A 26,252-nucleotide genomic window follows, 5' to 3' on the forward strand; every position below is an offset into this window, starting at 1 on the left:
GCGACGGCGGGGCTTTTTGCTACCCGAAGGAGCGCCCCGGTGGTGGTGCGCGTCATAAGTTGGGGTGTGCTTCAGGGAGGATTAGAGTGGAGATAAGGAAACCGCGCAAGGTTGCGCATCCACCGCAAAGGAGCCCCCCGTGAGCAAGAAGGACAAGAAACCCCAGGTTAAGAAAGAGAGCACCCAGAAGACTCTGGTAAAGACCCCCAAGAGCGTTGCGCGTTCCTCTGACAAGGTGCAAGAAATCTTTGCCCAGGCAACTAAAAAGCATCTCGCCCAGCACGGGGATGAAAAGAAAGCCAAGAAGGCGGGCAAGGAGGCCTTGAAAAAGAAGGGGTACTCTAAGACCGACGGCATGTGGGGCAAGTCTGCTGTAGAGCAGAAGCCTAAGAAGTCTGATCAGAGCCTCGAGAAGGGCGCTGCAAAGAAGTCTGATAAGAAAGCCGAAAAGCTTAAGGGCGAGAAGAAATCTGACCAGGATACTAAAAACGCTAAGGGTGCCGCGAAGCTAACGGACCAGAAGCCTGGCAAGAAAAACGGCAGAAAAGGCGCTGAAAAAGCTGCCGAACAGCAGCTAGAGCCTAAACCCTCTAAAAAGGCTAATAAAGCTAAGAAGAAGAAAAAGAAGATTCAGCGTGAGAACCAAGGGCCCCTGAAGGCCGCCACTGACTCTCTGGATATTGAGACCCTTCTGGGTGAGGATATCCCCGATGAGAACATGTACAGCTCCGCAGATGTAGAGGTTGAACCAGAGGTAGACCTAGATGAAATGGAAGACCTGGTGGATGCTGAAGATCCCGTCGAACCGCTGGATGAGCTAGCGCTTGCAGAGTTCGACCGGGAGTTTGCTGAGGAAGTCGCTGACCTGGAAGAAGTTGAGCACCCCGGCGCCCCCTCGGGCGCCGAGGCCCCCGCTCAGCGTCGCCCCATTGAGGTTTTTACCCGTCAAGAACTCTACGAAGAGGCTAAAGAGCTGGACATCCCGGGCAGGTCAAGAATGACCAAGCAGCAACTTTTTGATGCTATCGAAGAGGCAACTGCCTAGCACCATTGCCTAACGATGAAAGGAGCCGGGGCTCGCAGTGATCTGCGGGCCCCGGCTCTTTAGGGGAGGCTGGGGTGCTTAGATAAAGACCCTATCGAAGTAGTCCGCGATACCTTCACAATCGGTGAGGGGCAGTACAGCGCCGACGTACTGGTCGGGGCGCACAATCACTACGACACCTTCGCGGCTGATACCGCGCTGTTCAAAGATATCCTCGCCGGGCAGGGTGCAGTAGATGTTCTCCCAGTATTCCACCTGGCGGCTACCCACCAGCGGGCGGAAAGCTGCCGGGGCGTCGGTGGTTTCGAACTCGGTGTGCAGATGCTGGTAGGTGACCAGGGGCTCGATGCGGGTATCAAAACCGGAACCGTCTGGCCGGTGCTTGATGAAGGGAGAGCGGGCGTCCTGAGTCAGGAAGTCGCTCAGCGCCTTCACTTTTGACTCGTCGGACGCGGGGTGGGCGGCATCGGCAAAAACGTAGAGGCGGTAGCGGCCATCGGCGGCAGCGTCGTGGCCCAAGAAGCGGGGGTAGGCGTTCTCGCGGCGATTGACGCGGGCGGCACGGAAGCGTTTGCCCACGGTGTAGCCAGTTGCCAGGCTCTGGTGTTCGGTGCCTCCGGTAATCATCGAGGGCTTGTACTCGGTCATGAAGCCAGCAGGGAACTCGGCAGTTTTGACGTAGAACTCCTCTAGGTATTCGGGGCTGGGTAGTTCCTCTGCCGGGGTTGCCATGAGAGTTGACCACTCTTTATCGAAGTCTATGAGGTTCTTGGCGATTTCCTGGCGCTCTCCGGAGTAGGTGTCCAGCAGGGTTTCGGGGGCGCGTCCGCTGAGCACATGCCCTAGTTTCCAAGAGATATTGAAGCCGTCCTGCATGGAGACGTTCATACCTTGGCCTGCCTTAGCGGAGTGGGTATGGCAGGCGTCCCCGGTAATAAAGACGCGGGGAGTGCGGGTGCCGCGCTCCTCGGTGTCTACATCGTCAAAGTGGTCGGTGAGGCGGTGGCCAACTTCGTAGACTGAGTGCCAGGCGACGTCTTTCACGTCAATACTGTAGGGGTGGTAGATGGCGTTAGCGCGGTTGATGATTTCTTTGATGGGGGTGTTGCGCACCGCGTGGTTGTCGTTCAAGGGAACTTCCCCCAGGTCAACGTAGATACGGGCCAGGTGGCCGCCCTCGCGGGGGATGTGCAGAATAGAGCCGTTCTTGGAGCTAATTGCACACTTCATGCGCCAGTCGGGGAAGTCGGTGTTGGCAATAACGTCCATAACACCCCAAGCGTGGTTGGAGGCGTCCCCGGCAAGAGTGCGGCCAATGGCTTTGCGGACACCGGAGCGGGCGCCGTCGCACCCAATGACGTACTTGGCGCGCACGGTGCGCTCTTCACCTTCGCGTTCACCGGCGGTGTGGCGCAGGGTGACCTTGACGGGGTACTCCTCACCCTGTTCAACGGTGAGAGTGATGAATTCGATGCCGTAGTCGGGGGTGATGCGGCCGGGGGAGCGCAGGGCAAAGTCGGCAAAGTAATCCAGTATGCGCGCCTGGTTGACAATGAGGTGGGGGAATTCGCTGATGTCGTGCGGGTCGTCGATGGGCCGGGCAGTGCGCACGATGTTCTCGGGATGGGTGGGGTCTGGCTTCCAGAAGCTCATTTCGGTGATGTGGTAGGCCTCGCGAATGATTTCTTCGGCGAAGCGGAAAGCCTGGAAGGTTTCAACGGAGCGAGCCTGGATGCCGTCTGCCTGGCCTAGTTCTAGGCGGCCGTTGCGGCGCTCGATGATGCGAGTGTTAATCTCGGGGAATTGCGAGAGTTGGGCTGCAGCGATCATGCCGGCGGGCCCTGAGCCGACGATGAGAACGTCCATGGTCTCGGGGAGTTCGGTGGCACGGTCGATGCCGTAACCGGCGGCGTCGTGGATGCGTGGATCGCGCGAGACGTAGCCGTTGTGGTGGAAATGCATGGTGCTCCTAGAAGGGCGGGGTGCGACACTGCACCCGGCAGGTATGTGATGGGTAACACTTGACTTGAATCATATACGATGTCCAAAATCGTGACAAGGGTCGGTCGCATTTGTTTTTGCACCCTAAAGCGTGCACCGGCAGGGCAGGGGGTACCGCCCCCATGCCCAGCAAGAGATGACCGGATTTTTCCCACCGGACCGCATGTTTTCTGGTTAGATGAGAGAAATCTGGTCACCGTGGTACAACCTGGTCACCGTGGTACAACCTGGTCACCGTGGTGAGATGGGCTTTCCTTAGATGCCTCGCCCCGGGGTCAGAATACCCGCCGGGTCTAGGGCTGCTTTGATAGCGCGTCCGGCGGCAAGGGTTGCCGGGGTTAGTTGCTCTTCCAGGGCGTGTAGTTTTGCCGAACCTATGCCGTGCTCACCAGTCACCGTGCCACCCAGTTCCAGGGCTACAGCAGAAATCTGTGCCAGAACCGCCTCGGCGGACTCGGTCTCCTCACCCTGGGCGCCCGCGTAGACACTGGGGTGTAGATTACCATCCCCGGCGTGGGCGGTAATGAGCACGGGTCTGCTGGTAGCTTCGGAAATCTCCTGAATGCGGCGTATGAAGTGCGGTAGTTGAGGCACCGGGACGCCAGCGTCCCCCAATACCGTGAAACCTTCGGGGTAGATGGAGCTAAAGACCAGCCTGCGGGCTTCCATGAGGGAGAGACCTTCTGCTGTCTCGGTGGAACTAGCTCCCTGTTCGGCGCATATGCTTGCTGCCTGTGCGGCGTCTGTCTGAGCACTGGTTCCGGTGCAGAGACCCATCAACAGTCCGGCACCCGGTGCGGTGAGCCCCGCCCCGTGGTGCTTATTAATGAGTTGCACGATGGTGTGGTCGATCAACTCCAGGCTCTCTAAATTCAGCCCACTCTTGGTGAGAGCCAGCACCGCTGCGCCGGCGTCCTCTAGGGAGTCGTAGGAGGCGGCAAAGGTGTAGGGGGTGCCCTCTGGGAGGGGTTTGAGGCGCACGGTTGCGCGGGTGATGACGCCCAGAGTGCCCTCAGACCCCACAAAAAGTGGGGTCAGGTTGAGCCCGGCAACGTTCTTGATGGTCCGCGCACCTGTCTGAATGACCTCCCCGCTGGCTAGTACCACCTCAAGGGCTGCTACCGAATCCGCGGTCACCCCGTGCGCCAGGCAGCGCAGCCCACCGGCGTTGGTGGCGATGTTGCCGCCCACGGTTGAGGTGGTGGCGCTGGCGGGGTCCGGGGCAAAGAAGAGCCCTTGTGCCTGGGCGGCGGCATCTAGGGTGGCGGTCAGGACGCCAGGCTGGACGTCGGCAAGCCGCCCGGCGGCGTCGATGCTCAGCTCGGTCATGGCTTCGGTGCTGATGACCAGCCCACCATCGTAGGCTGCTGCCCCGCCCGCTAGACCGGTGCCTGCCCCTCGCACCGAAACTGGTAGCTGGTGGGCGCTTGCAAGGTGCAGGATCGCAGATGTATCGGCGGTGGTGCGAGGGAGAAAAACCGCCAGCGGGCGCCCGGACGCCGCCTGGGAGGCGTCTGTCAGATAGGGGGCTATATCATCATCGCTGGTCAGTGCTGGGCACCTAAGGTGTTTGATGAGGGTGGTGATATCACTGGTCATGGGTGCCTTCTCAAGATTTTTCCGTGCGCTCTATTGCTGTGATGTGAGTTACTTTGCTAGTGTAAGAAAATGATATACGATTTGGAATCAGATTCAAGAGCTTAATGAGGAGCCTTCATGACTGAAGCACCCAAGGCAACCGGCAAAGACGCCGCTGTCGTCCCGGTTACCCCCGGCAAAATCATTGCGGTTCACGTTGCCTACGAATCACGTGCAGCCCAGCGCGGGCGCCGCCCCTCCCAACCTTCCTATTTCCTGAAGCCCACCAGCTCCCTGGCGGGTTCCGGTGCCACTGTTGAACGCCCGGCAGGCACCGAACTGCTGGCCTTCGAAGGTGAAATCGCCCTGGTTATTGGCAAGCCCGCCCGCCGCGTCAGCGCAGAAACAGCCTGGGATCACGTCGCCGCCGTCACCGCCTCCAACGACCTGGGTATCTATGACTACCGCCCGGCAGATAAAGGCTCCAACGTACGCTCCAAGGGGCGCGACGGCTACACCCCCCTGGGCCCCGGCCTCATCGACGCCCGCACCATCACCGAAGACCAGCTACGCGTACGCACCTGGGTCAACGGGCAACTAGTGCAAGAAGACGTCACCGAACCGGCGAACATGATTTTCCCCCTCTCCCAGTTCGTCGCTGACCTCTCCCAGCACATGACCCTGGAAACCGGCGACGTCATCCTCACTGGAACCCCGGCAGGCTCCTCCGTCATCGCCCCCGGTGACACCGTAGAAGTTGAAGTGGACGCCCCCGTAGCACCGGGTGCACCCACCTCCGGCCGCCTGATGACCCACGTCATCGAAGGCCCCGGCGACTTCGACCCCGCCCTGGGCACCCTGCCCGCTACCGACGAAAAGCAGACCGAAGAAGCTTGGGGATCCCGCGAAGCTGCTGGCCTGCCCCCGGTCGCAGAAGAAGAACCCGTGCTCACCGACCGCCTGCGCCGCCTGCTCACCGCAGTGCCCACCGCAGGGCTCTCAGCTCAGCTACGCGCTCGCGGTCTGAATAACGTGGTCATTGAGGGCGTCTACCCTCAGACCCCCGGCACTATTATGGTCGGCACCGCCAAAACCCTACGCTTCGTGCCCAACCGTGAAGACCTCTTCACACACCACGGCGGCGGCTACAACGCCCAGAAGCGCTGCTTTGACGCAGTGGGCGAAGGCGAAGTGATTGTGATTGAAGCCCGCGGTGAAAGCGGCTCGGGCACCCTGGGTGACATCCTTGCCCTACGCGCCAAGGGCCGCGGCGCTGCCGGCGTGGTGACTGACGGCGGTGTACGCGACTACGCGGCGGTCAAGGAAATCGGCCTACCCGTCTTCACGCAGGGTGCCCACCCCGCCGTCCTGGGCCGCAAGCACGTGCCCTGGGAATATGATGTGGCAGTCGCCTGCGGTAACGCCACTGTGCTCCCCGGTGACATCATTGTGGGCGACGATGATGGCGTTATCGTGATCCCCCCGCACCTGGCGCTTGAAGTTGCCGAGGCCGCCTACGCCAAGGAACACGAGGACGCCTGGGTCGCCGAGCGTGTGGCAGAAGGCAACCCTGTGGACGGGCTCTTCCCACCCACCGGCATCTGGAAGGAAAAATTCACTACCTGGCTGGCTGACAACCCACCCGCTGACCTCTAACCCACCCCACCCTTACCCTCCTCAACCACAAGGAAGCTCATGAGCACCGCAGTAGCCTCACCCTCCGCCCCCGGCGGAGAGAGTTTGTCTAAAGCCCAAATCGCCTACACCTGGGTGCGCGAACGCATCGTCTCAGGGGATTATGCCCCCGGCCACCGTCTAGTGCTCTCAACCCTGGCAGCAGAACTGGACATGTCGGTGGTGCCCGTGCGTGAGGCCATCCGGCAGCTAGAAGCTGAGGGGCTTGCCAATTTTGAACGCAACGTGGGCGCACGCGTCGCCATGATTGACGAGGCCCGCTACGTGGAGAGCATGGAGGCGCTCGGCATCCTAGAAGGTGCTGCTACCGCCATGGCGCTGAGCAGTATCAGCGAGGAAGACCTAGCCCAGGCGCAGGATCTCAATGATCAGCTGCGCGTTACCCTAGAGGACTTTGACCCCAAAACCTTCACCGAACTCAACCACCGCTTTCACAACGTGCTGACCTGCCGCTGCCCCAACGAGCGCCTGATTGAACTGGTCAACGCAGAATGGGAAAAGCTGGGGCACCTGCGAGAATCAACCTTCTCTTTTGTGCCCGGCAGAGCGGCGGAATCGGTAGCCGAACACCAGCGCATCCTGGATCTCATCGAGAACCGAGCAACCTCAGCCCAGGTGGAAGCCGCAGTGCGAGAACACCGTGCCGCCACCCTCGCTAGCTATCTTGCAGCACACCCCAACCACCCCTAAACCCCACAACTTACCCCCAGCCCACTTGAACAAAGGAGTTACCCGTGAGCGACTACACCAATAAAACCGGCCAGCCAACAGGTCTGCCTGAGAAAATTCAGCACTACATCAACGGTACGTTCGTTGACTCCATCGACGGCGATACCTTTGAGGTGCTCAACCCCGTCACCAACCAGCCCTACATCACCGCAGCAAGCGGCAAGAAGGAAGACATCGAAGCAGCCGTTGCAGCAGCTAACGACGCCTTCAAGAACGGCCCCTGGCCCGGCATGCTACCGCGCGAACGTGCGCGCGTCCTGACCACGATCGCAGACATTGTAAAATCCCGCGAGCAGCAGCTAGCAGAAATGGAATCCTACGACTCCGGCCTGCCCATCACCCAGGCAAAGGGCCAGGCACGCCGCGCCGCAGAGAACTTCCGCTTCTTCGCAGATCTGATCGTCGCCCAGTCTGACGACACCTTCAAGGTGCCCGGCCGCCAGGTCAACTACGTCAATCGCAAGCCCATCGGTGTAGCCGGTCTGATTACCCCCTGGAATACCCCCTTCATGCTGGAATCCTGGAAGCTGGCACCCGCCCTGGCCACCGGCAACACCGTGGTGCTCAAGCCCGCAGAATTTACCCCCCTCTCAGCCTCCCTGTGGGCAGGAATCTTTGAAGAAGCAGGTCTGCCCGCAGGTGTCTTCAACCTGGTTAACGGCTTTGGCGAAACCGCAGGTGACGCCCTGGTCAAGCACCCCGACGTCCCCCTGATCTCCTTCACCGGTGAATCCAAAACCGGTCAGATCATCTTCGCTAACTCCGCCCCCTTCCTGAAGGGCCTTTCCATGGAACTGGGTGGCAAATCACCCGCCGTTGTCTTTGAGGACGCAGATCTAGAGACCGCCATCAACGCCACCATCTTCGGTGTCTTCTCCCTCAACGGTGAACGTTGCACCGCAGGCTCCCGCATCCTGGTTCAGCGCAGCATCTATGACGAGTTTGTGGAGCGCTACGCAGCCCAGGCCAAGCGCGTCAAGGTTGGCCTTCCCTCAGACCCCGCCACCGAAGTCGGCGCCCTGGTTCACCCCGAACACTTCGAAAAGGTCATGTCCTACGTCGAAATCGGCAAGACCGAAGGCCGCCTGGTCGCCGGCGGCGGCCGCCCCGAAGGCTTTGAAGAAGGCAACTTTGTGCAGCCCACCGTCTTTGCCGACGTCGCCCCCGACGCCCGCATCTTCCAGGAAGAAATCTTCGGCCCCGTCGTCGCCATCACCCCCTTCGACACCGATGAAGAAGCTCTGGAACTTGCCAATAACACCAAGTACGGCCTGGCCGCCTACATCTGGACCTCCAACCTGCAGCGCGCCCACAACTTCTCACACGCAGTCGAAGCGGGCATGGTCTGGCTCAACTCCAACAATGTGCGCGACCTACGCACCCCCTTCGGCGGTGTCAAGGCATCCGGTCTGGGCCACGAAGGCGGCTACCGCTCCATCGACTTCTACACCGACCAGCAGGCAGTGCACATCAACCTGGGCGAAGTACACAACCCTGTCTTCGGCAAAGCCGACTAACACACACCCCCCCCCCGCCCGGTTCGCCGCAACGTAGCGCCGCACCGGGCACCCACAGAAAGCGAAACCACATGTCACCCACCTTTGTTGACTACCCCGTCATCGAACCCGACGCCGACGCCCCGGACGTGCTGCGCTGCGCCTCCATGGAACTCGTGGTCACCGACCTCGAACGCTCCCGCAACTTCTACGTTGATGTGCTCGGTCTGGTCGTCACCGAAGAAGACGAGAACACCATCTACCTGCGCTCCATCGAAGAGTTCATCCACCACAACCTGATTCTGCGCAATGGCGAGACTGCCGCCGTCGCAGCCTTCTCCTATCGCGTGCGCACCCCCGAAGACCTGGACAAGGCAGAGAAGTTCTACTCCGCCCGTGGCTGCCAGGTACGCCGCAACAAGGACGGCTTCGTCAAGGGCCTGGGCGACTCCGTACGCGTCCAAGACCCCCTCGGCTTCCCCTACGAATTCTTCTACGACGTCGAACACGTAGAACGCCTAGCCTGGCGCTACGACCTGCACACCCCCGGCGCCCTCGTTCGCCTGGACCACTTCAACCAGGTCACCCCCGACGTCCCCACCGCCGTCAAATACATGGAAGACCTCGGCTTCCGCGTCACCGAAGACATCCAAGACGAAGCTGGCACCGCCTACGCCGCCTGGATGCGCCGCAAGCCTACCGTCCACGACACCGCCATGACCGGCGGCGACGGCCCCCGCATGCACCACGTTGCCTTCGCAACCCACGAAAAGCACAACATCCTCGCCATCTGCGACAAGCTCGGTGCCCTGCGCATGTCCGACGCCATCGAACGCGGCCCCGGCCGCCACGGCGTCTCCAACGCCTTCTACCTCTACCTACGCGACCCCGACGGCCACCGCGTCGAAATCTACACCCAGGACTACTACACCGGCGACCCCGATAACCCCCGCGTCACCTGGGACGTCCACGACAACCAGCGCCGCGACTGGTGGGGCACCCCCGTCGTACCCTCCTGGTACACCGACGCCTCCCGCGTGCTGGACCTCGACGGCAACCTGGTACCCCTGGTAGAACGCACCGATGACTCCGAAATGGCACAGACCATCGGCGCTGACGGCTTCTCCTACACCCGCGCCGAAGACGGCGACGAGTCCATGCCCGACTGGAAGAAGGGCGAATTCAAGCTGGGCAACCAGCTCTAACCTCGTCTCACCAGGGACATAGAGGCGGAACGCGGGGATATGCTTTTGCCGGCTGACCCTCTCACGGGTTCGCTAGCGCTCACGCGTGATTCACGCCAGCCCCGAGCCAGCCGGCTGCAAGCATATCCCCGCATCCCTCCCGCTGGTTGCCGGACCTGTAGGTGAATGGGCGCGCTGTACGTCAGCTGGCTGGGTCTGGCATGAATCACGGCGAGCCCCCCAGGGCGAGACGTGAGAGGGTCAGCTGACGGAAGCGCGTCCATTCACCGTTCAAGAACTGTGTACCCTCGCCCACCCGCCGTTCTAACAGAAGGAAACCTCATGCTTACGCAAGAACAACTGACCAAAATCGCTGATAACCTGGCGGCGGCTGAGGCCAACCGCACCATGATTCCGCGGCTGACCGCCACCTACCCTGAGATGACCGTGGAGGACTCTTACGCGGTGCAAAACACCTGGCGTGCCCGCGGTGAAGCTGCGGGGCGCCGGTTGGCGGGGCGCAAGATTGGTCTGACCTCCAAGGTGATGCAGGAGGCTACCGGTATCACTGAGCCTGACTACGGTGCAATTTTTGCTGACCAGATATACGAGAACGGGTCGGTCATTGAGCACAGCCAGTATTCCAATGTTCGTATTGAGGTGGAACTGGCCTTCGTTCTCAAAGAGGACTTAGTAGGCCCCAACGTCACCATTTTTGATGTGCTGCGAGCAACCGAATATGTGGTCCCGGCACTTGAAATTCTCTCCTCACGGATTGAGATGCAGGGGCGTACCATCGTGGATACCATCAGCGACAACGCTGCTCTGGGTGCCATGGTGGTGGGCGGTAACCCGGTTGACCCGGCATCCGTCGACCTGCGCTGGGTTTCTGCCCTGCTCTACCGCAACGAGACCATCGAGGACACCGGTGTGGCAGCTGCCGTGCTCAACCATCCCGCTAACGGCGTGGTCTGGTTGGTGAATAAGCTGGCGGCGCACGGTGACAGTCTAAAGGCTGGCGAGATTATTCTGGCGGGCTCCTTCACCAAGCCCATGTGGGTTCACCCCGGCGATACCGTGCACGCAGATTACGGTGATTTGGGGGCCATCACGTGTCGCTTCGTCTAAACCCGCCCTTCGCCCACACCCTCGATACGCTAGGACGCCCGGCGGTGGGCATGTGGGTCTGTTCAGGTTCGCATGTGGCGGCTGAGATTTGTGCCGGTTCTGGCTTTGACTGGTTGCTGATTGATGGTGAGCACGGGGTGCTTAGCCTGGAAACCACCCAGCAGCTTCTGCAGGTCACGGCGGCCTACCCGGTGCACACCATGGTGCGCCTGCCCCAGCTCGATACTGCCACCATCAAGCAGTTTTTGGATGCTGGTGCCCAGAACATTTTGATTCCTATGGTGGATGATGCCCGGATGGCGCAGGACGCCGTTGCGGCCACCCGCTACCCTCCTGCAGGGGTGCGCGGGGTGGGCTCTGCCCTCTCCCGCTCTGCCCGCTGGGGTGGCGTCGCCGGTTATCTGACCGATGCTGAGCAGTACATTTCGCTCTTTGTGCAGATTGAATCTGCCGCGGCAGTGGCCAATGCCCGCGAGATTTGTGCCGTCAAAGGGCTGGCGGGCGTCTTTGTGGGGCCTTCAGATTTGGCGGCGTCCATGGGACTGCTGGGCCAGCAGAACCACCCGGACGTAGTGGCGGCGGTTAAGAGCGTCATCACGGTGGCGCACGAAGCTGGTATCAAGGTGGGTCTCAACGCCTTTGACCCGGCGCAGGCAGAAGACTACCTGGCTGCCGGTGCTGATTTTATTCTGGTGGCCGCTGACGTGCAGCTGTTGGCTCTGGAGTCTAAGAAGCTGGCAGCCCAGTTCATTGATTCAGCCGCAGGTGGCTCGGCGGACGTGGGCTACTAGGTCCCGGAGCGTAAAGGAAGAACCCGGGAAGAAAGTAATTTTCTTCCCGGGTTCGTTTTTCGCCTATTCCTATTCTGAGTCGCGTCGCTTTAACTTGACCTCTACCTTGGGAATCTTGCGGGCAACGTTTTTTATTCCATCCATCGTTTCTGTGGCTTTAGCACCTGCGGCGACTTTCCAACCAAAAACTTCTGACTCGCTCCATAAGTTTTCCTGTAGCTCTAAGGCCTGGGCAAAAGTGTCTAAGTTTTTGTCTACGGCACCGATCCCTGCAAAGATTTTCTTCACAGCGATAGGATTTCTGAATTGCATCTCTTGTGCAGTTTCCCACGCTGGGCCAAGTTGGCTGCCAAGCTCCAGAAGCGTTGACTCAATTTCCGCGATACGGTGGTTACGAGCGAGCTTCAACCCCTCCCGATGCTGTTCTAGGGCTTCCGGGGACTCTTCAAGCACTCGGTCAAGTTCGATAACTGCAAGCTGGTCCTGGATCATTACTGCATTCCCTAAAGCCATGAGCCAGCCGGCAATTTCACCGCTAAGTGCATCTGTCGAGGTTCTGAGATCTGCGGCAGTTTTGGCTATCTGAATTTTTTGAGCAAGGCCCTGAATCTTTTGTAGGGCGTATTTCTGCACTTTAGTAGCGGCTGCCCCACATGACGCTACCTTGGACCATGTTGTAGAAGATACAAAGCCTGTCTCCTTACGGATAATGTATGCTTCTTCAACAGCATGTCTAAGTGAGAAAAGTTCGGAAATTACATTATCTTTTTGATCTTGAATTAGGTCATCGATTTTGGCATCAATAACCTCTAGGTATTCTGAAATTTCAGATATTGACTGTTCGAGGGCTTTCTGTGCGAGAATACTGCCGAGCACAGCTACGCCAGCAGGAGTGAATAGCCCACCAATTTGGGCAAACTTCAGATGCTTGATGATTTGTCCGTTACTAGCACGTGCGACTCCGCTTGTAGCGTTGGTAGCCTTAGCTAGTGCAGCCGATTCTTTAGTGAGCTTCACCCATCTACCGGATTGCTCCACCAAGTTCATTGCCTCAGTTGTAGTAACCCCAGCTGAGTGTATTGCCTTATTAAAAGCAGAACCAATTGGCTGTGATGCAATACCATTAGCGCTTAGCCAAGCTTCAACCGCTTGAGGGTCTCCGAAAAGAGCGAGACCCTTTTCCTCTTCAATTACTGTAATTTCTCCGTCAGCAGGAGAGAAGGAATCTTTATCACTCATAACCTCATCATAAAACTTTGTAGGTAGAAGTTTGTACAAAGACTTATTTGTATAGACGTTTTGTGAACTTATACTTGCTGTAATCTCTTGCCCGACCGGTCAGTATCCACGAAGCGATTTATTGCAGATGGTGAGCTGATATGTGGACTACAGACCCCGGCTCTGCCGACGTGGGCTACTAGCGGCGGCCCCGAGTTCTTGCTCTTTGGTGAAAGCAAGAAAAAACTAGATGCCCCTAAAGACCGGCTTGCGCTTCTCCGTGAAGGCTGCGAAACCTTCGGCGTAGTCCGCTGAGTTGCAGAGGTCGCCTTGGGCGCGGTTCTCTGCCTCAACGGACTCCCAGAGCCCCACGCGCTGATCACGCACCTGCGCCACCAGCTGCTTGGACGCCAGGAAGGCACCGGTTGCGCCGGCAGCCACGCGGGCTACCTTCTCGCGGGTAAAGTCCAACAGTTCAGTGGCAGGCACCGCCCGGCTAAAGAGCCCCGCGGCAACAGCTTCAGCACCAGAGATTAGGTCGGCGGTATAAATCAGGTCTAGGGCACGGTGGGCACCCAGACGCTCCACAAAGAGGGCATGCCCGCCAGAGTCCAGGGTTGCCCCCAGGTTGGCAAAGGGTGAGCCAATCTTGGCGTTTTCAGCCACGTAGACTACGTCCGTGGCAATCGCCAGACCCAGCCCCACACCCAGGCAAGCACCCTGCACCGCGGCAAAGGTGGGGGCAGGGAAGGCACTTATCTTCTGCAGTAGGGGAGTCACCTTATGAGAGAGGTAACCGTAGGCGTCGTCTTCAGCAGGCACCAGCCCGGCGATGTCACGCCCGGCGCAGAAACCCCTGCCTTCACCGCGCAAGAGCAGAGCGCGGGCGCCTGCCTCAGCTGCCTCGTCATAGGCAGCTGAAAGGTCAGCGAGGGCAGTCTCATTGAGAGAGTTCATTTTTTCGGGGCCGTTCAGCACCACCTCGGCAACGTTGTCGGTGATAGTCAGTTCAATCATGCTCATGGCTGTTCCTAGGCGTCGAAGTCTACGGTGACCTTGTCGGTGCAGGGGCGAGCCTGGCAGGTCAGAACGTAACCGGCATCCACCTCGTCCTTTTCAAGGGCGTAGTTCTCTGCCATCTCAACCTCACCATCAATCACCTTGGCGCGGCAGGTGCCACACACACCGCCGGCGCAGGCGAAAGGTACGTCGGCACGGACGCGCAGGGCAGCGTTCAAGATGGTTTCGTTCGCTGAGACGGGGGATTCCACAGAACCGCTGGTACCGTCCAAGGTGAAGGCGATGGAGTAGTTATTGCCGCCGGGGTCAACCTCAACAGCCTTGCCGTGCTGACCGGCAGGAGCCTCGGGGCGGCCGGTCGTGAAGAGCTCAAAACGTACGTTTTCCTCGGGGACGCCGCGCTCAGCCAGGGTGTCGCGGCAGAGCTGAACTAGCTCGAAGGGGCCGCAGAGGAACCACTCGTCAGCCTTATCCACCTGAATCACGTAATCGAGAATAGTGTTGAGTTTTTCGTCGTCAATACGGCCGCTCATCAGTGGGTTGACGCGCTGTTCGCGGGAAAGCATGTGGTGCACAGCAAAGCGGGTGGGGTATTTGTCCTTGAGGTCGCCCACCTCTTCAGCGAACATCACATCCAGGGCTGACTTATTGGCGTAGACCAGGTCAAAGGTGCTGTTTTCGCTGGCTTTCAGCACGGTGCGGGCAATGGCTATGATGGGGGTGATACCTGAGCCTGCTGCGAAAGCAACCATGTGCTCCCCGCCTACCGCCTTGGCGTCCTCAGCGATTTTCTGGGGTTCATTCAAGCTGGTGATGTTGCCCTTGGAGACGAAAGCACCCTGAGGGTTCATAACATCGATCTGATAGCCGGCGGCTAAGGTGTCGTTGGCCCAGTTAGAGAAAAGGCCGCCCAAGTCGCGCTTAATAGCCACTCGGATTTCACCGGGGACAGGCTCAGCACAGATGGAGTAGGAGCGGCGCACCTCTTGGCCGTCAATGGTGGCACGCAGGGCGACGTACTGGCCGGGAGCGTAGTTGTAATCCTCGATCAGGTGTTCGGGCACCTCGAAGGTTACCTCTACCGAATCCTTGGTCAGGGGGCGTACCTGGCTGACGGTCAGAGTGTTGAAGGACGCCCGGCGGCGCGCTGTCTCAGTCATGGCTTTTCTCTTATCTGTACGTTCTGTGAAGAGGTTCAGCTAGTGAACCTTGAAGTAGTCAAAGGGTTCCTGGCAGTCGCGGCAGCGGTAGAGCGCCTTGCAGGAGGTGGACCCGAAACGGGTGAGTTCTTCGGTGGCCAGGGAGTGGCAGCGGGGGCACTTGACGGCCATGCCCAGGTGGACGCGGCCTGCTGCAGCTTTGCCGGTGGGAGGGGCAATACCGTAGGCCTCAAGCCGTGCCCTACCTGCTTCACTCATCCAGTCGGTGCTCCACGCCGGTGAGAGAACCAGTTGCACTGCGGGTTCTGGTATCTGGTGCTGGGCAAAGACTCTGCGAATGTTGCTGGTGATCGCGTCCATGGCGGGGCAACCGGAGTAGGTGGGGGTAATGACCACCTGCGGCACCCCGTCCTCGCTGTAGTAGGCGGCCCGAAGAATCCCAAGGTCAGCAATTGAAAGCACAGGAATTTCGGGGTCTGCCACGTGCGCCGCAGTTTCCCAGAGGGCGGCGTCTGAGCCAACAGGTGCGGGGACGCTGCTCTCGGTTTCTAGGGACGGCGCGCGGTAGCCAGAATCAGTATCAAAACCAAAACTGAAATCAACACCGGCGCTTGCCTCTTCGCTGCTGCGCACGCGGGTCACCTCCTTGTGACGGGACGGGGTGGGGCGGGTTTACCAGGTGGCGCCGGGGTGGGCGCGTGCTAGAACCTGCAGTTCGGTCAGAATGTGACCGCGGTGTTCACTCATGGCACCGGAGCGATCGCCGCCGCGTGCCTGGGGCACGTCGGGCACCTGCAACTGGGCTTCTGCGATGGTGGCGTGCAGACGCTCCTCAAAGCGTGCGCGCAGGGTGGAGGGAACCACGGCAACACCGGGCAGTTCTGCTACGGGTTCAAAGTTGTAAAAGAGCTCATCGATGTAGGGCCACATGTAGTAAAGGCCCTCCTGCAGACGGCGGTTGGCTTCCTCGGTACCGATGCCCAGGCGCAGTGCCCAGGCGGTGGCATGATCCTGGTGGTACTCCACCTCTTTGAGGGCCTTGGCTGCGATGGCTGCCAGGGTGGGGTCCTCAGACTTCATCAGCTCGGTGTAAAGCTCGTACTGGTAGTAGCTGAAGATGAGCTGGCGGGCGATAGTCTGCCCGAAATCACCGTTCTCCTGCTCCGCCAGACGAACCGAGCGGAATTCTTCTTCGTCGCGGAAGTAGGCTAAGTCGTCCTCGGTCTTACCCCAGGCGGTGCCTGCGTAGGTGAGAAAGAAGCGGGCGTGGCCAATCAGGTCCAGGGCAATGTTGCCTAGAGCGATGTCTTCCTCCAGCTCGGGTGCGCGCGAAATCCAGTGAGCTAGTCGCTGGCCCAGCATCAGGGCGTCATCACCCAGTGCTAGGGCGTATCGGGCTACTGCTTCACTCGCCTGCACACCTGAGGTCGCGATGTCTTCAGCGATGATGGATTCGCCCTCGCTGTGGCGGGTCGCTGATTCGAAGGAAGCGTAGCTCACAGGTGCTTCACCCCTTCGCTCTTGGTGTAGTAGGTGGCGTGGCGGTAGCTCTTGCCCTGAGCTGACTCAAAGAAGCCACCCTTGGAGTCGGGGTCCGATGCCAGGATCGCTTCTGCCGGGACAACCCAGACGCTGGTGCCCTCATTACGGCGGGTGTAGAGGTCGCGGGCGTTACGCAGTGCCATGGTGGCATCGGGTGCGTGCAGTGAACCTGCGTGCACGTGAGACAGGCCGCGGGATGACCGTACGAAGACCTCCCAGAGGGGCCACTCGTTGGATTCGGGCAGGTGTGTGATGTTCTCTGACATGGTTATGCTCCCATGAGTTCTGCGTGCTGTTCTGCGTTTTTGCGGGCGTATTCGGCGGCTGCTTCGCGCACCCAGGCGCCTTCGTCGTGAGCTGCACGGCGGCGCTGCATGCGCTGAACGTTGCAGGGGCCTTTGCCCTGGATGACGGAGTGGAATTCGTCCCAGTCCAGCGGCCCGTAGTCGTAGTGGCCGCGTTCTTCGTTCCACTTGATGTCCGGGTCAGGCAGGGTCAACCCGAGAGCTTCAGCCTGGGGGACCATCATGTCCACGAAACGCTGGCGCAGCTCGTCGTTAGAGAAGCGCTTGATGTTCCAGTTCATGGACTGCTGGGAGTTAGGGGAGTCGGCATCTGGGGGGCCGAACATCTGCAGGGCGGGGCCGTAGAAGCGGTTGACGGCGTCCTGGGCCATCTTCTTCTGCGCCTCGGTGCCGTGGGAGAGCTCGTAGAGGATCTCCCAGCCCTGACGCTGGTGGAAGGACTCTTCCTTACAGATACGAACCATGGCGCGGCCGTAAGGGCCGTAGGACGCACGGCAGAGGGGCACCTGGTTGCAGATAGCGGCGCCGTCCACCAGCCAGCCGATAGCACCCATGTCTGCCCAGGTGCGGGCGGGGTAGTTGAAGATGGATGAGTACTTGGCGCGACCCTCTAGCAGCTGCTCGTTGAGGACGTGGCGGGGGGTGCCCAGGGTCTCTGCGGCGGAGTAGAGGTAAAGACCGTGACCTGCCTCGTCCTGCACCTTGGCCATGAGGATAGTCTTGCGCTTGAGCGAGGGAGCGCGAGTAATCCAGTTGGCTTCGGGCTGCATTCCGATGATTTCGGAGTGGGCGTGCTGGGAGACCTGACGGGTGAGGGTCTTGCGGTATTTCTCGGGCATCCAGTCCCGGGGTTCTACGCGAGAATCCTCAGTGATGAGAGCGTCGAAGTAGGCCTGCTCAGCTTCATGAGAGGCGCCGGCGGCAGGTGCGTCTGCGACCGGTGAAAGGGTGGGAGTCTTCTCTGTTGAAGTCATGAAAGTTCCTTGTGTGATGAGAAGGGGAAACCCCTGCACCAATAATTACTGACCGTTCGTTCAGAATATATATTTATGTAACTGGCGTCAAGTAAAGACCTAGAGACTGCATGACTTATTTCTACCTACCTCTACCGTCCGCCGGGTGCCTTGGGTAGCCTGGGGTTCATGCCCAATGTGAGTTGGTGCACATCTAGAGAAGAGGAGGCTTCGATGACGAAGCAGCTAACCCACTACGTCGGCGGCGCCCACCGTGAAGGTGCCTCCGGCCGTTACGCCGATGTTTACAACCCCAGTACCGGGCAGGTACAAGCTCAGGTGCCTCTAGCCAGTGCCGATGAAGTGCGCGAGGTTATTACCAATGCTGCTAAAGCGCAAACTGGCTGGGCAGAAACTAACCCGCAGAAGCGTGCCCGCGTCCTGCACCGTTTTGTTGACCTGGTCAATGAGAATGCCGATGAGCTGGCTGAACTGCTCTCACTAGAGCACGGCAAGACGATTGCTGACGCTCACGGTGACATCCAGCGTGGCTTGGATGTTGTCGAGTTCGCTACTGCTGCACCCCATCTGCTTAAGGGCGAGTACTCGGATGCGGTAGGCACCGGCATCGATGTTTACTCCATGCGCCAGCCTCTAGGTGTGGTTGCTGGCATTACCCCCTTTAACTTTCCCGCCATGATTCCCCTGTGGAAGTGCGGCCCCGCCATTGCCGCAGGTAACGCCTTCGTGCTCAAGCCTTCAGAGCGTGACCCCTCAGTACCTTTGCGCCTGGCAGAACTGTGGACCGAGGCTGGTCTGCCGGATGGCATCTTCAACGTGGTCAACGGCGATAAAGAAGCAGTAGACACCCTGCTGGACGACCCCCGCATCAAGGCAGTCGGTTTCGTAGGCTCTACCCCCATTGCCCAGAGCATCTACGAGCACGCTGCCCGCACCGGTAAGCGCGCCCAGTGCTTTGGTGGCGCAAAGAACCACCTGATTATCATGCCGGACGCTGACCTGGACCAGGCAGCGGACGCCCTGCTGGGTGCTGCCTTTGGTTCTGCCGGTGAGCGCTGCATGGCGATTTCTGTGGCGGTGCCGGTGGGCCAGCAGACCGCGGACACCCTGGTGTCAAAATTGCAGGAGCGCATCGGTGGCCTGAAGGTAGGTCACAGCCTGGATCCCCAGGCTGATTTTGGGCCTGTAGTAGCTAAGTCGGCCTTGGAGCGCATCGAAGGCTACATTGCCGCCGGTGAGAAGGAGGGTGCCTCCCTGCTGGTAGACGGGCGCGGCGTTAAGGTGGAGGGCTATGAGGGCGGATACTTCGTAGGCGCCACTCTCTTTGACCATGTCACCCCCGAGATGTCTATCTACCGAGAGGAAATCTTTGGCCCCGTGCTGACCGTGGTGCGCGCTGAAACCTTTGAAGAGGCCCTGGCTCTGCCCAGCAACCACGAGTTCGGTAACGGTGTCGCTATTTACACCCGCGACGGTGATACCGCCCGCGAGTTTGCCCGCCGCGTTGAGGTGGGCATGGTGGGCGTCAATGTGCCCATTCCGGTGCCCATCGCCTACTACACTTTCGGTGGCTGGAAGGCGTCTGGCTTTGGTGATCTAAACCAGCACGGCCCCGACGCTTTCCGCTTCTACACCAAGACCAAGACGGTGACCTCCCGCTGGCCTTCCGGCATCAAGGAGGGCGCCAGCTTCGTGATGCCGACCGGCAACTAGCCCCGATTCACGTGGAACAAGAAGGGGCCCCACCTTCAGGTGAGGGCCACTTTCTATATTTATAGACAGCAGTTTTCAGTACCGGCTAGAGCCTTCTAATCTCTTGATCTGGGTTCGGCTCTGCCCCTGGCTGTCCTAATCAGTAATCTCTATCCAGCATCGTCAGCGTTGTGTCACACATCTGCTTAATACCAGGAATCAAACGCTGTGCCAATTCACTCTTACCTAGAGCGGCTTGTTCCTCAAGGCATACTTTTTCTAAAGTTTGAGGAAGGTGGACGCACATATATTCAACAGTCTCGCGTAGTCGTTCTTCATTAACTCCAGTAGCCTGCGCGAACTTGTTCCAGTGTTTTCTCGTTATTTTTCCAAAACGGCGTTCCCCGCCAATCGCCATCGCAGCTTTCTCAAGACCATCATTCTTACCTGGAATGCCGTTACTCGAAAGGTGCTCATAGGGTATACCTGAAGCCACATCGTAAAAAGGTGCTAAACGGGTTACACCATCTGGCAGGTGTAGCAGTGAATAATTCTTTGCATGCGCGTCAGGAGCTCCTAGGAGATAGTTAGCGATGAGTCCTTGGATAAACGTTTCAGTATCTTCTTGAGGGCAAACTTGCTGCAATAGCCGAATGATTTGCACTGCCGAGGGTCCACCCGAAGATTCATATTTTTTCTCTGGTAAGGCAGAGAGCGCCTGGCATATATCTTCCTGATGTAGGCGGACGACAAATCCATTAGGGAGGCGTAGACGATCATATCTCTTAATAACGATGGCAGCTTGTTGACCAAACTCTTGGTAGCTGCTTTGAGCTACTGGGAGCCCGAGTTCTCCCAGCGCTCTAAGGCAGAGGTGTTCATTAAGTGCCTGATCTTTGAGGTCGTAAATTCCGGGTTTAAAAATGTGGGTAGTTGGCTGGGCGCCAGTAGCCTCATACCACTGTCCTTGATTGAAGTGGAGAGCAAACTTACTTTGAGCCCCCGCTAGTGACCAGCGTTCGCGGTCTGTCTGCCATGACTTTCCAGGTGTCGTGTTAAGGCGTTGGAGACGATTTTCTATGTCCTGACGTGATACGGGGATAAGCTCTCCCTGTAGATTAGGGTAATGTTCCATATCTTCAGGGGTAATGAACTGTACAGCTCCGGCGCACTCTAGCCCTATCTTTTCCAAGATGCCAAAGGGGTTTTTCCAGGAGGATAGATTGTATTCGCGAGCTAAGGATTGCCGGACTGATTCGCCTTCTGGGATGAGACCTTCGATGAAGGGCATGGTTTGCTTTTTGGGGTATGGGCTTTTTCTGTAGGGCAGGGCGACTGAGAGCTCCGCCGTTGGTTTTGCCTCTGTGGTGTAGACCAGCTTTTTGGTGCCCGAGGCATCTTGTTGGAGTTCTGCAACAATCTGCCCATAGAGTGCGACATAAAGTTTTTTCATGGGAATCTTTACTCTGAAGAGTTGCCTGTTTTATTTTTCTGATTTTGCCGGTTGAGCGCTTGCGTAATCCCTGACGCTTGGCCAAAGTTCGGAACGCTGTTCTTGAGCATGTTGGTGATGTCATCGGATGGAGCCAGGGTTGCCACAGGGTTTTGTGAGGCATTGGGCTCTGGTGCTAAGGTCTGTTTTGCTGGTTGTCGCTCAAGTACCAGGTTGATATTCAAGGCCTCAAGAACATTTAATATTTTGTCGAACTCAGCCCGTTGCCGTTTTCCTTGCTCAACGCCGATGAGCCAGCTGCGGGATACTCCTGCTAGCGTGGCAAGAGATTCCTGAGTGAGGTTACGTTCTATCCGGGCGTCATGAATGAAAGCGCCGAGGGCGCGGGGGGACGAGATGATGCTTTTATCGCGTGCCATAGTGATGTTCCCCTAAATACTTTTCTTTAAAATGTACACGTTTGTAGACATTTAAAAAAGTCTACGAACATAAACATTTGAGATTTAGATTCCTAAGCCTCACTCACGATGAGGCTCTGACAGCACGCCAAGGAATCAGCGGGATACACAGCAGCCTGCAAGCACCAATGATGCCGATAGCTGTGCGTGTGCCCAGCCATTCCACGAGTAAAGCCCCACTCAGCAGAAACACTGGCTGGACGAGTGCGGCAGATATTGGTCAGGCTGAACCCACCCTTGCCAATAGTGACCGGTCTACAATCTGCATCCTGTAGGTGACGAGGACCGGGTTAAAGAGACCAGCTGCGAACATTAGACCGCATTCACAGATAAGAATAAATATTAAACCTGGGGCTCCGCCGGGGCTGAAAGCTAAAAGGGGTACCCAGAGAGACCGTGCGGCACATGCCCACAGGAGGAGGTTGCGCCAGCCTGTCAGTACCTCACTTATTTTTTCTTTTCCGCTGGCACCGCTACTTGGTGCAGGGGGAGGTTCTTGTTGCGGAATGCGTCTTATAAGAACCCCTGAACATACATAGGCAGCACCGTTGATGGCCAGGACGGTACCTGGGTTTGTAGCAACAATTACTACGCCTCCGAGAGGGGTAGCCAGGGCTGACATTATCCATACAAGTGATTCGATTTTCCCGTTAGCCTGCGGCCAATCTTCTTGCCTGACGAGATCACGTAGGTGGACGCCATTGGCCGCTCCGGAAACGATTCCTGAAAGGGATATAAGAACTAGGCAAAGAGTAAGGAGCGGGAAGGTAAGAATTTCTGCCCATGCCAGTGTAGCTATAAGTATGAGTAGCGTTCCCCTGAAAAAGGAGGCACCAATCAATATTGGCCTCTTCTTTCTGGTCTCCACCACGGGCTAGTAGGAACCGCCGCTAGGGCAGCGGCGATACTGGCCCGACCCCCGGAAAGTAGACACGGGGGATGTGATCAGGAAGCAGATCTCAGCGTAACAGGACATTGCTCCTCAAACACTGCTGGAGCGAGATACCCGCACCAGGAATGCCGACGCGTGGTGTTGTAGCGATCGAGACGCTTGACTGGGCGACTGCGCAACTCTTCTTGATCCCGACGACCGAACTGGACAGGCGACGACAGGCGATTCGCAATCAGCTTGGCGACGATGCGCGCGTTCAGCGCCAACTCGCCTACCTCCATGAGTCACTTAGCATCCGGCTGCGCGATGCCTACGTTCGCCGCCTCGGCATAGACCCCGCCGACACATCTGACTTGCGTCCACAGATTCTCGTGGGGCTTTACCTCTCTCTCGCTACTGAGGTGTCGGGCCGGTCACAATCACCGGAAGAGACGCGCCAGCGGTGGCTTGCGTCGCTTCGCAGTCTGCTTTGAGAGGTCGGCACTGCTATCGACATTTACATGCTTGGTTGCGGAGGTGGGGATTGAGCGTTGCCGACCTTATGGGGTACACTGGAAGTATGCATTTGTATTTCCTGTGACGGTTGAGTAGGCCTACCGCGCTCGTTGAGCAACTCCGAGCTAGCGACGGCCGCTCGTTCTGACCCTGGAAGGGTCCCCGTCATTTGCGTGCCCGCTGGCTGTTTGGCTCGTCGTGGTGCGCCTTGCTGAAGGATTTGAATGCTTACCCCTACTAACCGTCATCCGGCGCGCCATCGCGCGCAACTCACCGCTTCCGACGTCTCCGTAATGCGAGGCGTAACCCCGGTGCTCAACCATGTCGATCTCGTCGTCACTCCCGCGTCCCGTGTGGCGATCGTCGGAGAGAACGGGCGCGGAAAGACCACACTTCTGCACGCGCTCGCGGGCACGCTGGTACCTGATAGTGGAACGATCCAGCGCATCGGCACGCTCGGGCTCGCTGAACAAGAGATGGACTCCACCGACAACCGAACCGTTGGGCAGGCCGTCGCGGAGGCCATCGCCGAACCGCTCGCAGCGCTGGCCACACTCGACGACGCCGCTGCCGCTCTCGCGGAAGGGAGTAGCGAGGCCGCAGAGCAGTACGCTGCGGCCTTGGAAGATGCGGAAGCGCTCGACGCTTGGGATGCCGAGCGCCGGGTACAAATCGCGCTCGAAGCACTCGACGCCGAAACCGACATGACGCGGTTGCTCGCTGATCTGTCTGTGGGGCAGCGATATCGAGTGCGGTTGGCCTGCCTGTTGGGGGCTGAAGATGATTTCTTACTGCTGGACGAGCCCACCAATCACCTCGACCGCAGCGGACTTGATTTCTTGACCATGCAACTCCGCACGCGCAACGGTGGTGTCGTCATCGTCAGCCACGATCGCGCGCTGCTCTCTGACATTGCGGAGACGGTGGTCGACCTCGATCCGACACCTGATGATCGCCCCCGCATCTACGGCAACGGGTACGCGGGATACCGAGAAGGGCGCGTGGCCGAGCGGGAACGCTGGGAGCAGGAGTACGACCGCCAGCAGCAGGAACAAGCCCGGCTGCAGGACAGTCTCAGCGCTGCACAGAACCGACTCGTATCGGGTTGGCGACCGGAGAAGGGGTCACAGAAGCACGGCCGCGCGACGCGCGCGGGCGGGCTGGTGCAGAGCGTGCACCGACGCCAGGAAGCACTCGAAGCACACGCGGTGACGGTACCTGAACCACCGCAGCTATTCCAGTTCCCCGACCTGCCCACACGAAAAGGGGCGGTGCTACTAAACGTCGACAACGTGAGCCTTGCCGGGCGGTTAGCGCAGCCAGTGTCGTTCGAACTCTCGCACCGCGGCAGGCTCGTGGTCACCGGCTCGAACGGGGCCGGAAAGTCGACGCTCCTGAGTATCGCGGCGGGCGAACTACTGCCAGATACGGGAACAGTGCGGACATCCCGTGGCACGCGTTTGGGTTTTCTTCGTCAGGAGACGATGCTGCCGCCTGATCGCCGGGCGAACGAGGTATACGCCCGACACCTCGACGAACTCGTCGGTCAAGGAACGCTTCAATCATCTGAGGCGGTCGGTCTCGGTCAACTTGGACTGCTGCGATCGCGCGAGGCAGGCAAACGAGTGGGTGAACTGTCGATGGGTCAACAACGACGCCTCGATCTGGCGCTCGTACTCGCGGCACGCCCGCACGTGCTACTACTAGACGAGCCCACCAACCACCTCTCCATCGCGCTCGTTGACGAACTCACCGAGGCACTCGGGGCTACCCAAGCGGCCGTCGTACTGTCGACCCACGATCGGCAACTCCTGCGCGATGTCGCCCAATGGCCTCATGTACATCTGATGGCGATGGCTGAAGGCGAGGCACTGGTATGAGCAACACCATCAAGCTACGCGCACTCCACCCATTGGCATCACGTGATTACCGTCTCCTGTTTGCCGCCGTCGGCATCGAGGTATTCGGGACCGGTATGTGGACGATCGTCATGGTCTTCCAAGTACTCGCACTCGATGACAGCCCACTTGCCTTGTCGGCGGTTGCAACCGGAATGAGTCTTGGCCTGTTTGCGTTCTCCGTTCTCGGTGGGGTTGTCGCAGACCGGTTCTCCAAACGGCGGATTCTCATTACAGTGCAGGGCTCAACGGCCGCGATCATGACCGCCGTGGCGGTCCTGTCGCTCACCGGGAATATCGAACTTTGGCACGTCGCCGCAGCCTCGTTCGCGATGGGTGCCGGGAGCGCCTTTTTCTACCCTGCGTACAGCGCTTACCTACCTGTGGTCCTTCCGCCGGAGCAACTCCTGGCCGCGAATGGGCTCGAAGGGGCGCTCCGTCCATCGATGGGGCAAGGGCTGGGCCCGGCCCTCGGTGGAGTCATCGTCGGTATGTTCTTCCCCGCTATCGGAGCGGTCATCGTCGCGGCTTCGTACGCGATTGCTTTCGTCATCACGTTGTTTCTTAGCCGTCGTGACGAACACACTGAGCCCACTCCTCCCGAGGATCGCCCGACCGTCTGGGGTGACCTTCGTGCGGGGGTTGCCTACGTGGCTCGTACACGCTGGTTGCTTTGGACGCTGATCTTCGGGTCTTCGCTTGCGCTCATTGTCCAAGGCCCGATCGAAGTTCTCCTCCCGTTCCTCACCCGCGACCGATTCGAGGATGCTGAAGCTACTTTCGGGTTCCTTCTGGCCGCCTATGGGATAGGTGGGGCTGTCGGTTCGCTGATCGTGTCGTCGTTGAAGCTTCCTCGTCGGTACTTGACGTTTATGATCCTGTGCTGGGGTGGAGGAACACTACCTCTTGTGGTCATTGGCGTTGCCGACAATTTGATCCTCATGCTCTCCGCGCTCTTTGTCGTCGGTGCACTCACCGGGGCTGGCGTTGTCGTGTGGGGAACATTGCTGCAACGGTTGGTGCCGCTCGACATGATCGGCCGAGTCGCCAGCCTCGACTTCTTCGTTTCGATCGCGTTCATGCCGGTCTCAATCGCCATCGCAGGGCCGCTCTCACTGTTGGTTCCCATCCCCATCATCTTTGTGATTGCGGGAGTCATTCCGCCAGCTCTCGCGTTGATCGCATTGCTGGCCGGGCGCATGCGCCAGACCGAGGACAGTCAACCACTAGACGCAGACTGACCTCGATGGCTCTGGGAATATCCCGGACGTTCGGCTTCGAGCCTTTAATGGCTCGAAGCCGAACTTTTCGTACCGCTGGCCCGATCTCCGCAGAAGACTGCGCGAGGCTGATCTTCGTGCGTGCCGGATCGGTTCTGTTGCACAACGAGCTGGGTGTGCAACAGGCGAACGTTGGAGACGTCATCACATTGGGGTCAAATGCCATGTTCGGCTATGAACCGGAAGGCTTCGTGACCGTGACAACGATCTGCCTTAAT

The 26,252-nt window shown here is 59.0% G+C and carries 21 protein-coding genes; 10 read left to right on the plus strand and 11 right to left on the minus strand.

Going from position 1 to position 26,252, the window contains the following annotated elements; all coding sequences use genetic code 11:
- Positions 1–139: 139 nt before the first annotated feature.
- Complete coding sequence (locus tag ABD982_RS00180; protein ID WP_345443176.1) at positions 140–1,045, plus strand: Rho termination factor N-terminal domain-containing protein; 906 nt, start codon at positions 140–142, stop codon at positions 1,043–1,045.
- A 78-nt stretch (positions 1,046–1,123) separates the two neighbouring features.
- On the opposite strand, the gene ABD982_RS00185 is transcribed toward ABD982_RS00180, so the two are convergent.
- A complete protein-coding gene (locus ABD982_RS00185; RefSeq protein ID WP_345443179.1) occupies positions 1,124–3,007 on the minus strand; it encodes an FAD-binding monooxygenase in 1,884 nt (627 codons plus the stop codon).
- Positions 3,008–3,301: 294 nt separating this feature from the next.
- A complete protein-coding gene (locus tag ABD982_RS00190; RefSeq protein WP_345443182.1) occupies positions 3,302–4,645 on the minus strand; it encodes an FAD-binding oxidoreductase in 1,344 nt (447 codons plus the stop codon).
- Positions 4,646–4,762: 117 nt separating this feature from the next.
- Between ABD982_RS00190 and ABD982_RS00195 the strand changes: the two genes are divergently transcribed.
- From ABD982_RS00195 to ABD982_RS00220, 6 genes are all read left to right on the plus strand, one after another.
- Positions 4,763–6,280, plus strand: coding sequence for a fumarylacetoacetate hydrolase family protein (locus ABD982_RS00195; RefSeq protein WP_345443185.1), 1,518 nt, complete (start codon positions 4,763–4,765; stop codon positions 6,278–6,280).
- Positions 6,281–6,319: 39 nt separating this feature from the next.
- Positions 6,320–7,009: a GntR family transcriptional regulator gene (locus ABD982_RS00200; protein WP_345443188.1), complete on the plus strand. Its 690-nt coding sequence runs from the start codon at positions 6,320–6,322 to the stop codon at positions 7,007–7,009.
- 44 nt (positions 7,010–7,053) lie between these two features.
- Positions 7,054–8,565 carry a 5-carboxymethyl-2-hydroxymuconate semialdehyde dehydrogenase gene (gene hpaE / locus ABD982_RS00205; RefSeq protein ID WP_345443191.1) on the plus strand — a complete coding sequence of 504 codons (1,512 nt, stop codon included), beginning with the start codon at positions 7,054–7,056 and terminating at the stop codon, positions 8,563–8,565.
- A 71-nt stretch (positions 8,566–8,636) separates the two neighbouring features.
- Positions 8,637–9,749, plus strand: a complete 1,113-nt coding sequence (gene hpaD / locus ABD982_RS00210; protein WP_345443194.1) for a 3,4-dihydroxyphenylacetate 2,3-dioxygenase — start codon at positions 8,637–8,639, stop codon at positions 9,747–9,749.
- A gap of 321 nt (positions 9,750–10,070) precedes the next feature.
- Positions 10,071–10,856, plus strand: coding sequence for a 2-oxo-hept-4-ene-1,7-dioate hydratase (hpaH, locus tag ABD982_RS00215; RefSeq protein WP_345443197.1), 786 nt, complete (start codon positions 10,071–10,073; stop codon positions 10,854–10,856).
- Positions 10,841–11,647 carry an HpcH/HpaI aldolase family protein gene (locus tag ABD982_RS00220; protein ID WP_345443200.1) on the plus strand — a complete coding sequence of 269 codons (807 nt, stop codon included), beginning with the start codon at positions 10,841–10,843 and terminating at the stop codon, positions 11,645–11,647. Before hpaH ends, ABD982_RS00220 begins: the two co-directional genes overlap by 16 nt.
- Positions 11,648–11,716: 69 nt before the next feature.
- On the opposite strand, the gene ABD982_RS00225 is transcribed toward ABD982_RS00220, so the two are convergent.
- The 7 genes from ABD982_RS00225 to paaA all read right to left on the minus strand — a co-directional run bounded on the left by ABD982_RS00225 (position 11,717) and on the right by paaA (position 17,866).
- Positions 11,717–12,886: a hypothetical protein gene (locus ABD982_RS00225; protein WP_345443203.1), complete on the minus strand. Its 1,170-nt coding sequence runs from the start codon at positions 12,884–12,886 to the stop codon at positions 11,717–11,719.
- 225 nt (positions 12,887–13,111) lie between these two features.
- Positions 13,112–13,882: an enoyl-CoA hydratase/isomerase family protein gene (locus tag ABD982_RS00230; RefSeq protein ID WP_345445714.1), complete on the minus strand. Its 771-nt coding sequence runs from the start codon at positions 13,880–13,882 to the stop codon at positions 13,112–13,114.
- A gap of 14 nt (positions 13,883–13,896) precedes the next feature.
- The gene (gene paaE / locus ABD982_RS00235; protein WP_345443206.1) at positions 13,897–15,045 is read right to left on the minus strand and encodes a 1,2-phenylacetyl-CoA epoxidase subunit PaaE; all 1,149 of its coding nucleotides are present in this window, start codon (positions 15,043–15,045) and stop codon (positions 13,897–13,899) included.
- 39 nt (positions 15,046–15,084) lie between these two features.
- The gene (paaD, locus tag ABD982_RS00240) at positions 15,085–15,528 is read right to left on the minus strand and encodes a 1,2-phenylacetyl-CoA epoxidase subunit PaaD (protein WP_345445716.1); all 444 of its coding nucleotides are present in this window, start codon (positions 15,526–15,528) and stop codon (positions 15,085–15,087) included.
- 189 nt (positions 15,529–15,717) lie between these two features.
- Positions 15,718–16,545 carry a 1,2-phenylacetyl-CoA epoxidase subunit PaaC gene (gene paaC / locus ABD982_RS00245; RefSeq protein ID WP_345443208.1) on the minus strand — a complete coding sequence of 276 codons (828 nt, stop codon included), beginning with the start codon at positions 16,543–16,545 and terminating at the stop codon, positions 15,718–15,720.
- The gene (gene paaB / locus ABD982_RS00250) at positions 16,542–16,853 is read right to left on the minus strand and encodes a 1,2-phenylacetyl-CoA epoxidase subunit PaaB (protein WP_251379621.1); all 312 of its coding nucleotides are present in this window, start codon (positions 16,851–16,853) and stop codon (positions 16,542–16,544) included. The genes paaC and paaB overlap by 4 nt, the downstream gene beginning before the upstream one ends.
- A gap of 2 nt (positions 16,854–16,855) precedes the next feature.
- A complete protein-coding gene (gene paaA / locus ABD982_RS00255) occupies positions 16,856–17,866 on the minus strand; it encodes a 1,2-phenylacetyl-CoA epoxidase subunit PaaA (protein WP_345443211.1) in 1,011 nt (336 codons plus the stop codon).
- Between the two features lie 213 nt (positions 17,867–18,079).
- On the opposite strand from paaA, the gene ABD982_RS00260 reads away from it, so the two are divergent.
- On the plus strand, positions 18,080–19,579 hold the full coding sequence (locus tag ABD982_RS00260) for a CoA-acylating methylmalonate-semialdehyde dehydrogenase (RefSeq protein ID WP_345443213.1): 1,500 nt from the start codon (positions 18,080–18,082) through the stop codon (positions 19,577–19,579).
- Between the two features lie 139 nt (positions 19,580–19,718).
- Here ABD982_RS00260 and ABD982_RS00265 read toward each other — a convergent pair whose 3' ends face one another.
- Positions 19,719–21,011, minus strand: coding sequence for a type II toxin-antitoxin system HipA family toxin (locus ABD982_RS00265; RefSeq protein WP_345443216.1), 1,293 nt, complete (start codon positions 21,009–21,011; stop codon positions 19,719–19,721).
- 8 nt (positions 21,012–21,019) lie between these two features.
- On the minus strand, positions 21,020–21,430 hold the full coding sequence (locus tag ABD982_RS00270; RefSeq protein WP_345443219.1) for a helix-turn-helix domain-containing protein: 411 nt from the start codon (positions 21,428–21,430) through the stop codon (positions 21,020–21,022).
- A gap of 1,650 nt (positions 21,431–23,080) precedes the next feature.
- Between ABD982_RS00270 and ABD982_RS00275 the strand changes: the two genes are divergently transcribed.
- Positions 23,081–24,736: an ABC-F family ATP-binding cassette domain-containing protein gene (locus tag ABD982_RS00275; protein WP_345443222.1), complete on the plus strand. Its 1,656-nt coding sequence runs from the start codon at positions 23,081–23,083 to the stop codon at positions 24,734–24,736.
- Positions 24,733–25,995 (plus strand): MFS transporter, encoded by a 1,263-nt coding sequence (locus ABD982_RS00280; RefSeq protein ID WP_345443225.1) that lies wholly within the window; start codon positions 24,733–24,735, stop codon positions 25,993–25,995. Before ABD982_RS00275 ends, ABD982_RS00280 begins: the two co-directional genes overlap by 4 nt.
- Positions 25,996–26,252 lie beyond the last annotated feature (257 nt).

The organism is Rothia endophytica, assembly GCF_039543885.1.
GTDB classification, from domain to species: Bacteria; Actinomycetota; Actinomycetes; order Actinomycetales; family Micrococcaceae; genus Rothia; species Rothia endophytica.

Excerpts from the sequence above, each read along its gene's own strand:
- ABD982_RS00185 (WP_345443179.1), bottom strand. The coding sequence starts at position 3,007 with ATGCATTTCCACCACAACGGCTACGTCTCGCGCGATCCACGCATCCAC.
- ABD982_RS00190 (WP_345443182.1), bottom strand. The coding sequence starts at position 4,645 with ATGACCAGTGATATCACCACCCTCATCAAACACCTTAGGTGCCCAGCA.
- ABD982_RS00195 (WP_345443185.1), top strand. The coding sequence starts at position 4,763 with ATGACTGAAGCACCCAAGGCAACCGGCAAAGACGCCGCTGTCGTCCCG.
- ABD982_RS00200 (WP_345443188.1), top strand. The coding sequence starts at position 6,320 with ATGAGCACCGCAGTAGCCTCACCCTCCGCCCCCGGCGGAGAGAGTTTG.
- hpaD (WP_345443194.1), top strand. The coding sequence starts at position 8,637 with ATGTCACCCACCTTTGTTGACTACCCCGTCATCGAACCCGACGCCGAC.
- hpaH (WP_345443197.1), top strand. The coding sequence starts at position 10,071 with ATGCTTACGCAAGAACAACTGACCAAAATCGCTGATAACCTGGCGGCG.
- ABD982_RS00225 (WP_345443203.1), bottom strand. The coding sequence starts at position 12,886 with ATGAGTGATAAAGATTCCTTCTCTCCTGCTGACGGAGAAATTACAGTA.
- ABD982_RS00230 (WP_345445714.1), bottom strand. The coding sequence starts at position 13,882 with ATGATTGAACTGACTATCACCGACAACGTTGCCGAGGTGGTGCTGAAC.
- paaE (WP_345443206.1), bottom strand. The coding sequence starts at position 15,045 with ATGACTGAGACAGCGCGCCGCCGGGCGTCCTTCAACACTCTGACCGTC.
- paaB (WP_251379621.1), bottom strand. The coding sequence starts at position 16,853 with ATGTCAGAGAACATCACACACCTGCCCGAATCCAACGAGTGGCCCCTC.
- paaA (WP_345443211.1), bottom strand. The coding sequence starts at position 17,866 with ATGACTTCAACAGAGAAGACTCCCACCCTTTCACCGGTCGCAGACGCA.
- ABD982_RS00260 (WP_345443213.1), top strand. The coding sequence starts at position 18,080 with ATGACGAAGCAGCTAACCCACTACGTCGGCGGCGCCCACCGTGAAGGT.
- ABD982_RS00265 (WP_345443216.1), bottom strand. The coding sequence starts at position 21,011 with ATGAAAAAACTTTATGTCGCACTCTATGGGCAGATTGTTGCAGAACTC.
- ABD982_RS00270 (WP_345443219.1), bottom strand. The coding sequence starts at position 21,430 with ATGGCACGCGATAAAAGCATCATCTCGTCCCCCCGCGCCCTCGGCGCT.
- ABD982_RS00275 (WP_345443222.1), top strand. The coding sequence starts at position 23,081 with ATGCTTACCCCTACTAACCGTCATCCGGCGCGCCATCGCGCGCAACTC.
- ABD982_RS00280 (WP_345443225.1), top strand. The coding sequence starts at position 24,733 with ATGAGCAACACCATCAAGCTACGCGCACTCCACCCATTGGCATCACGT.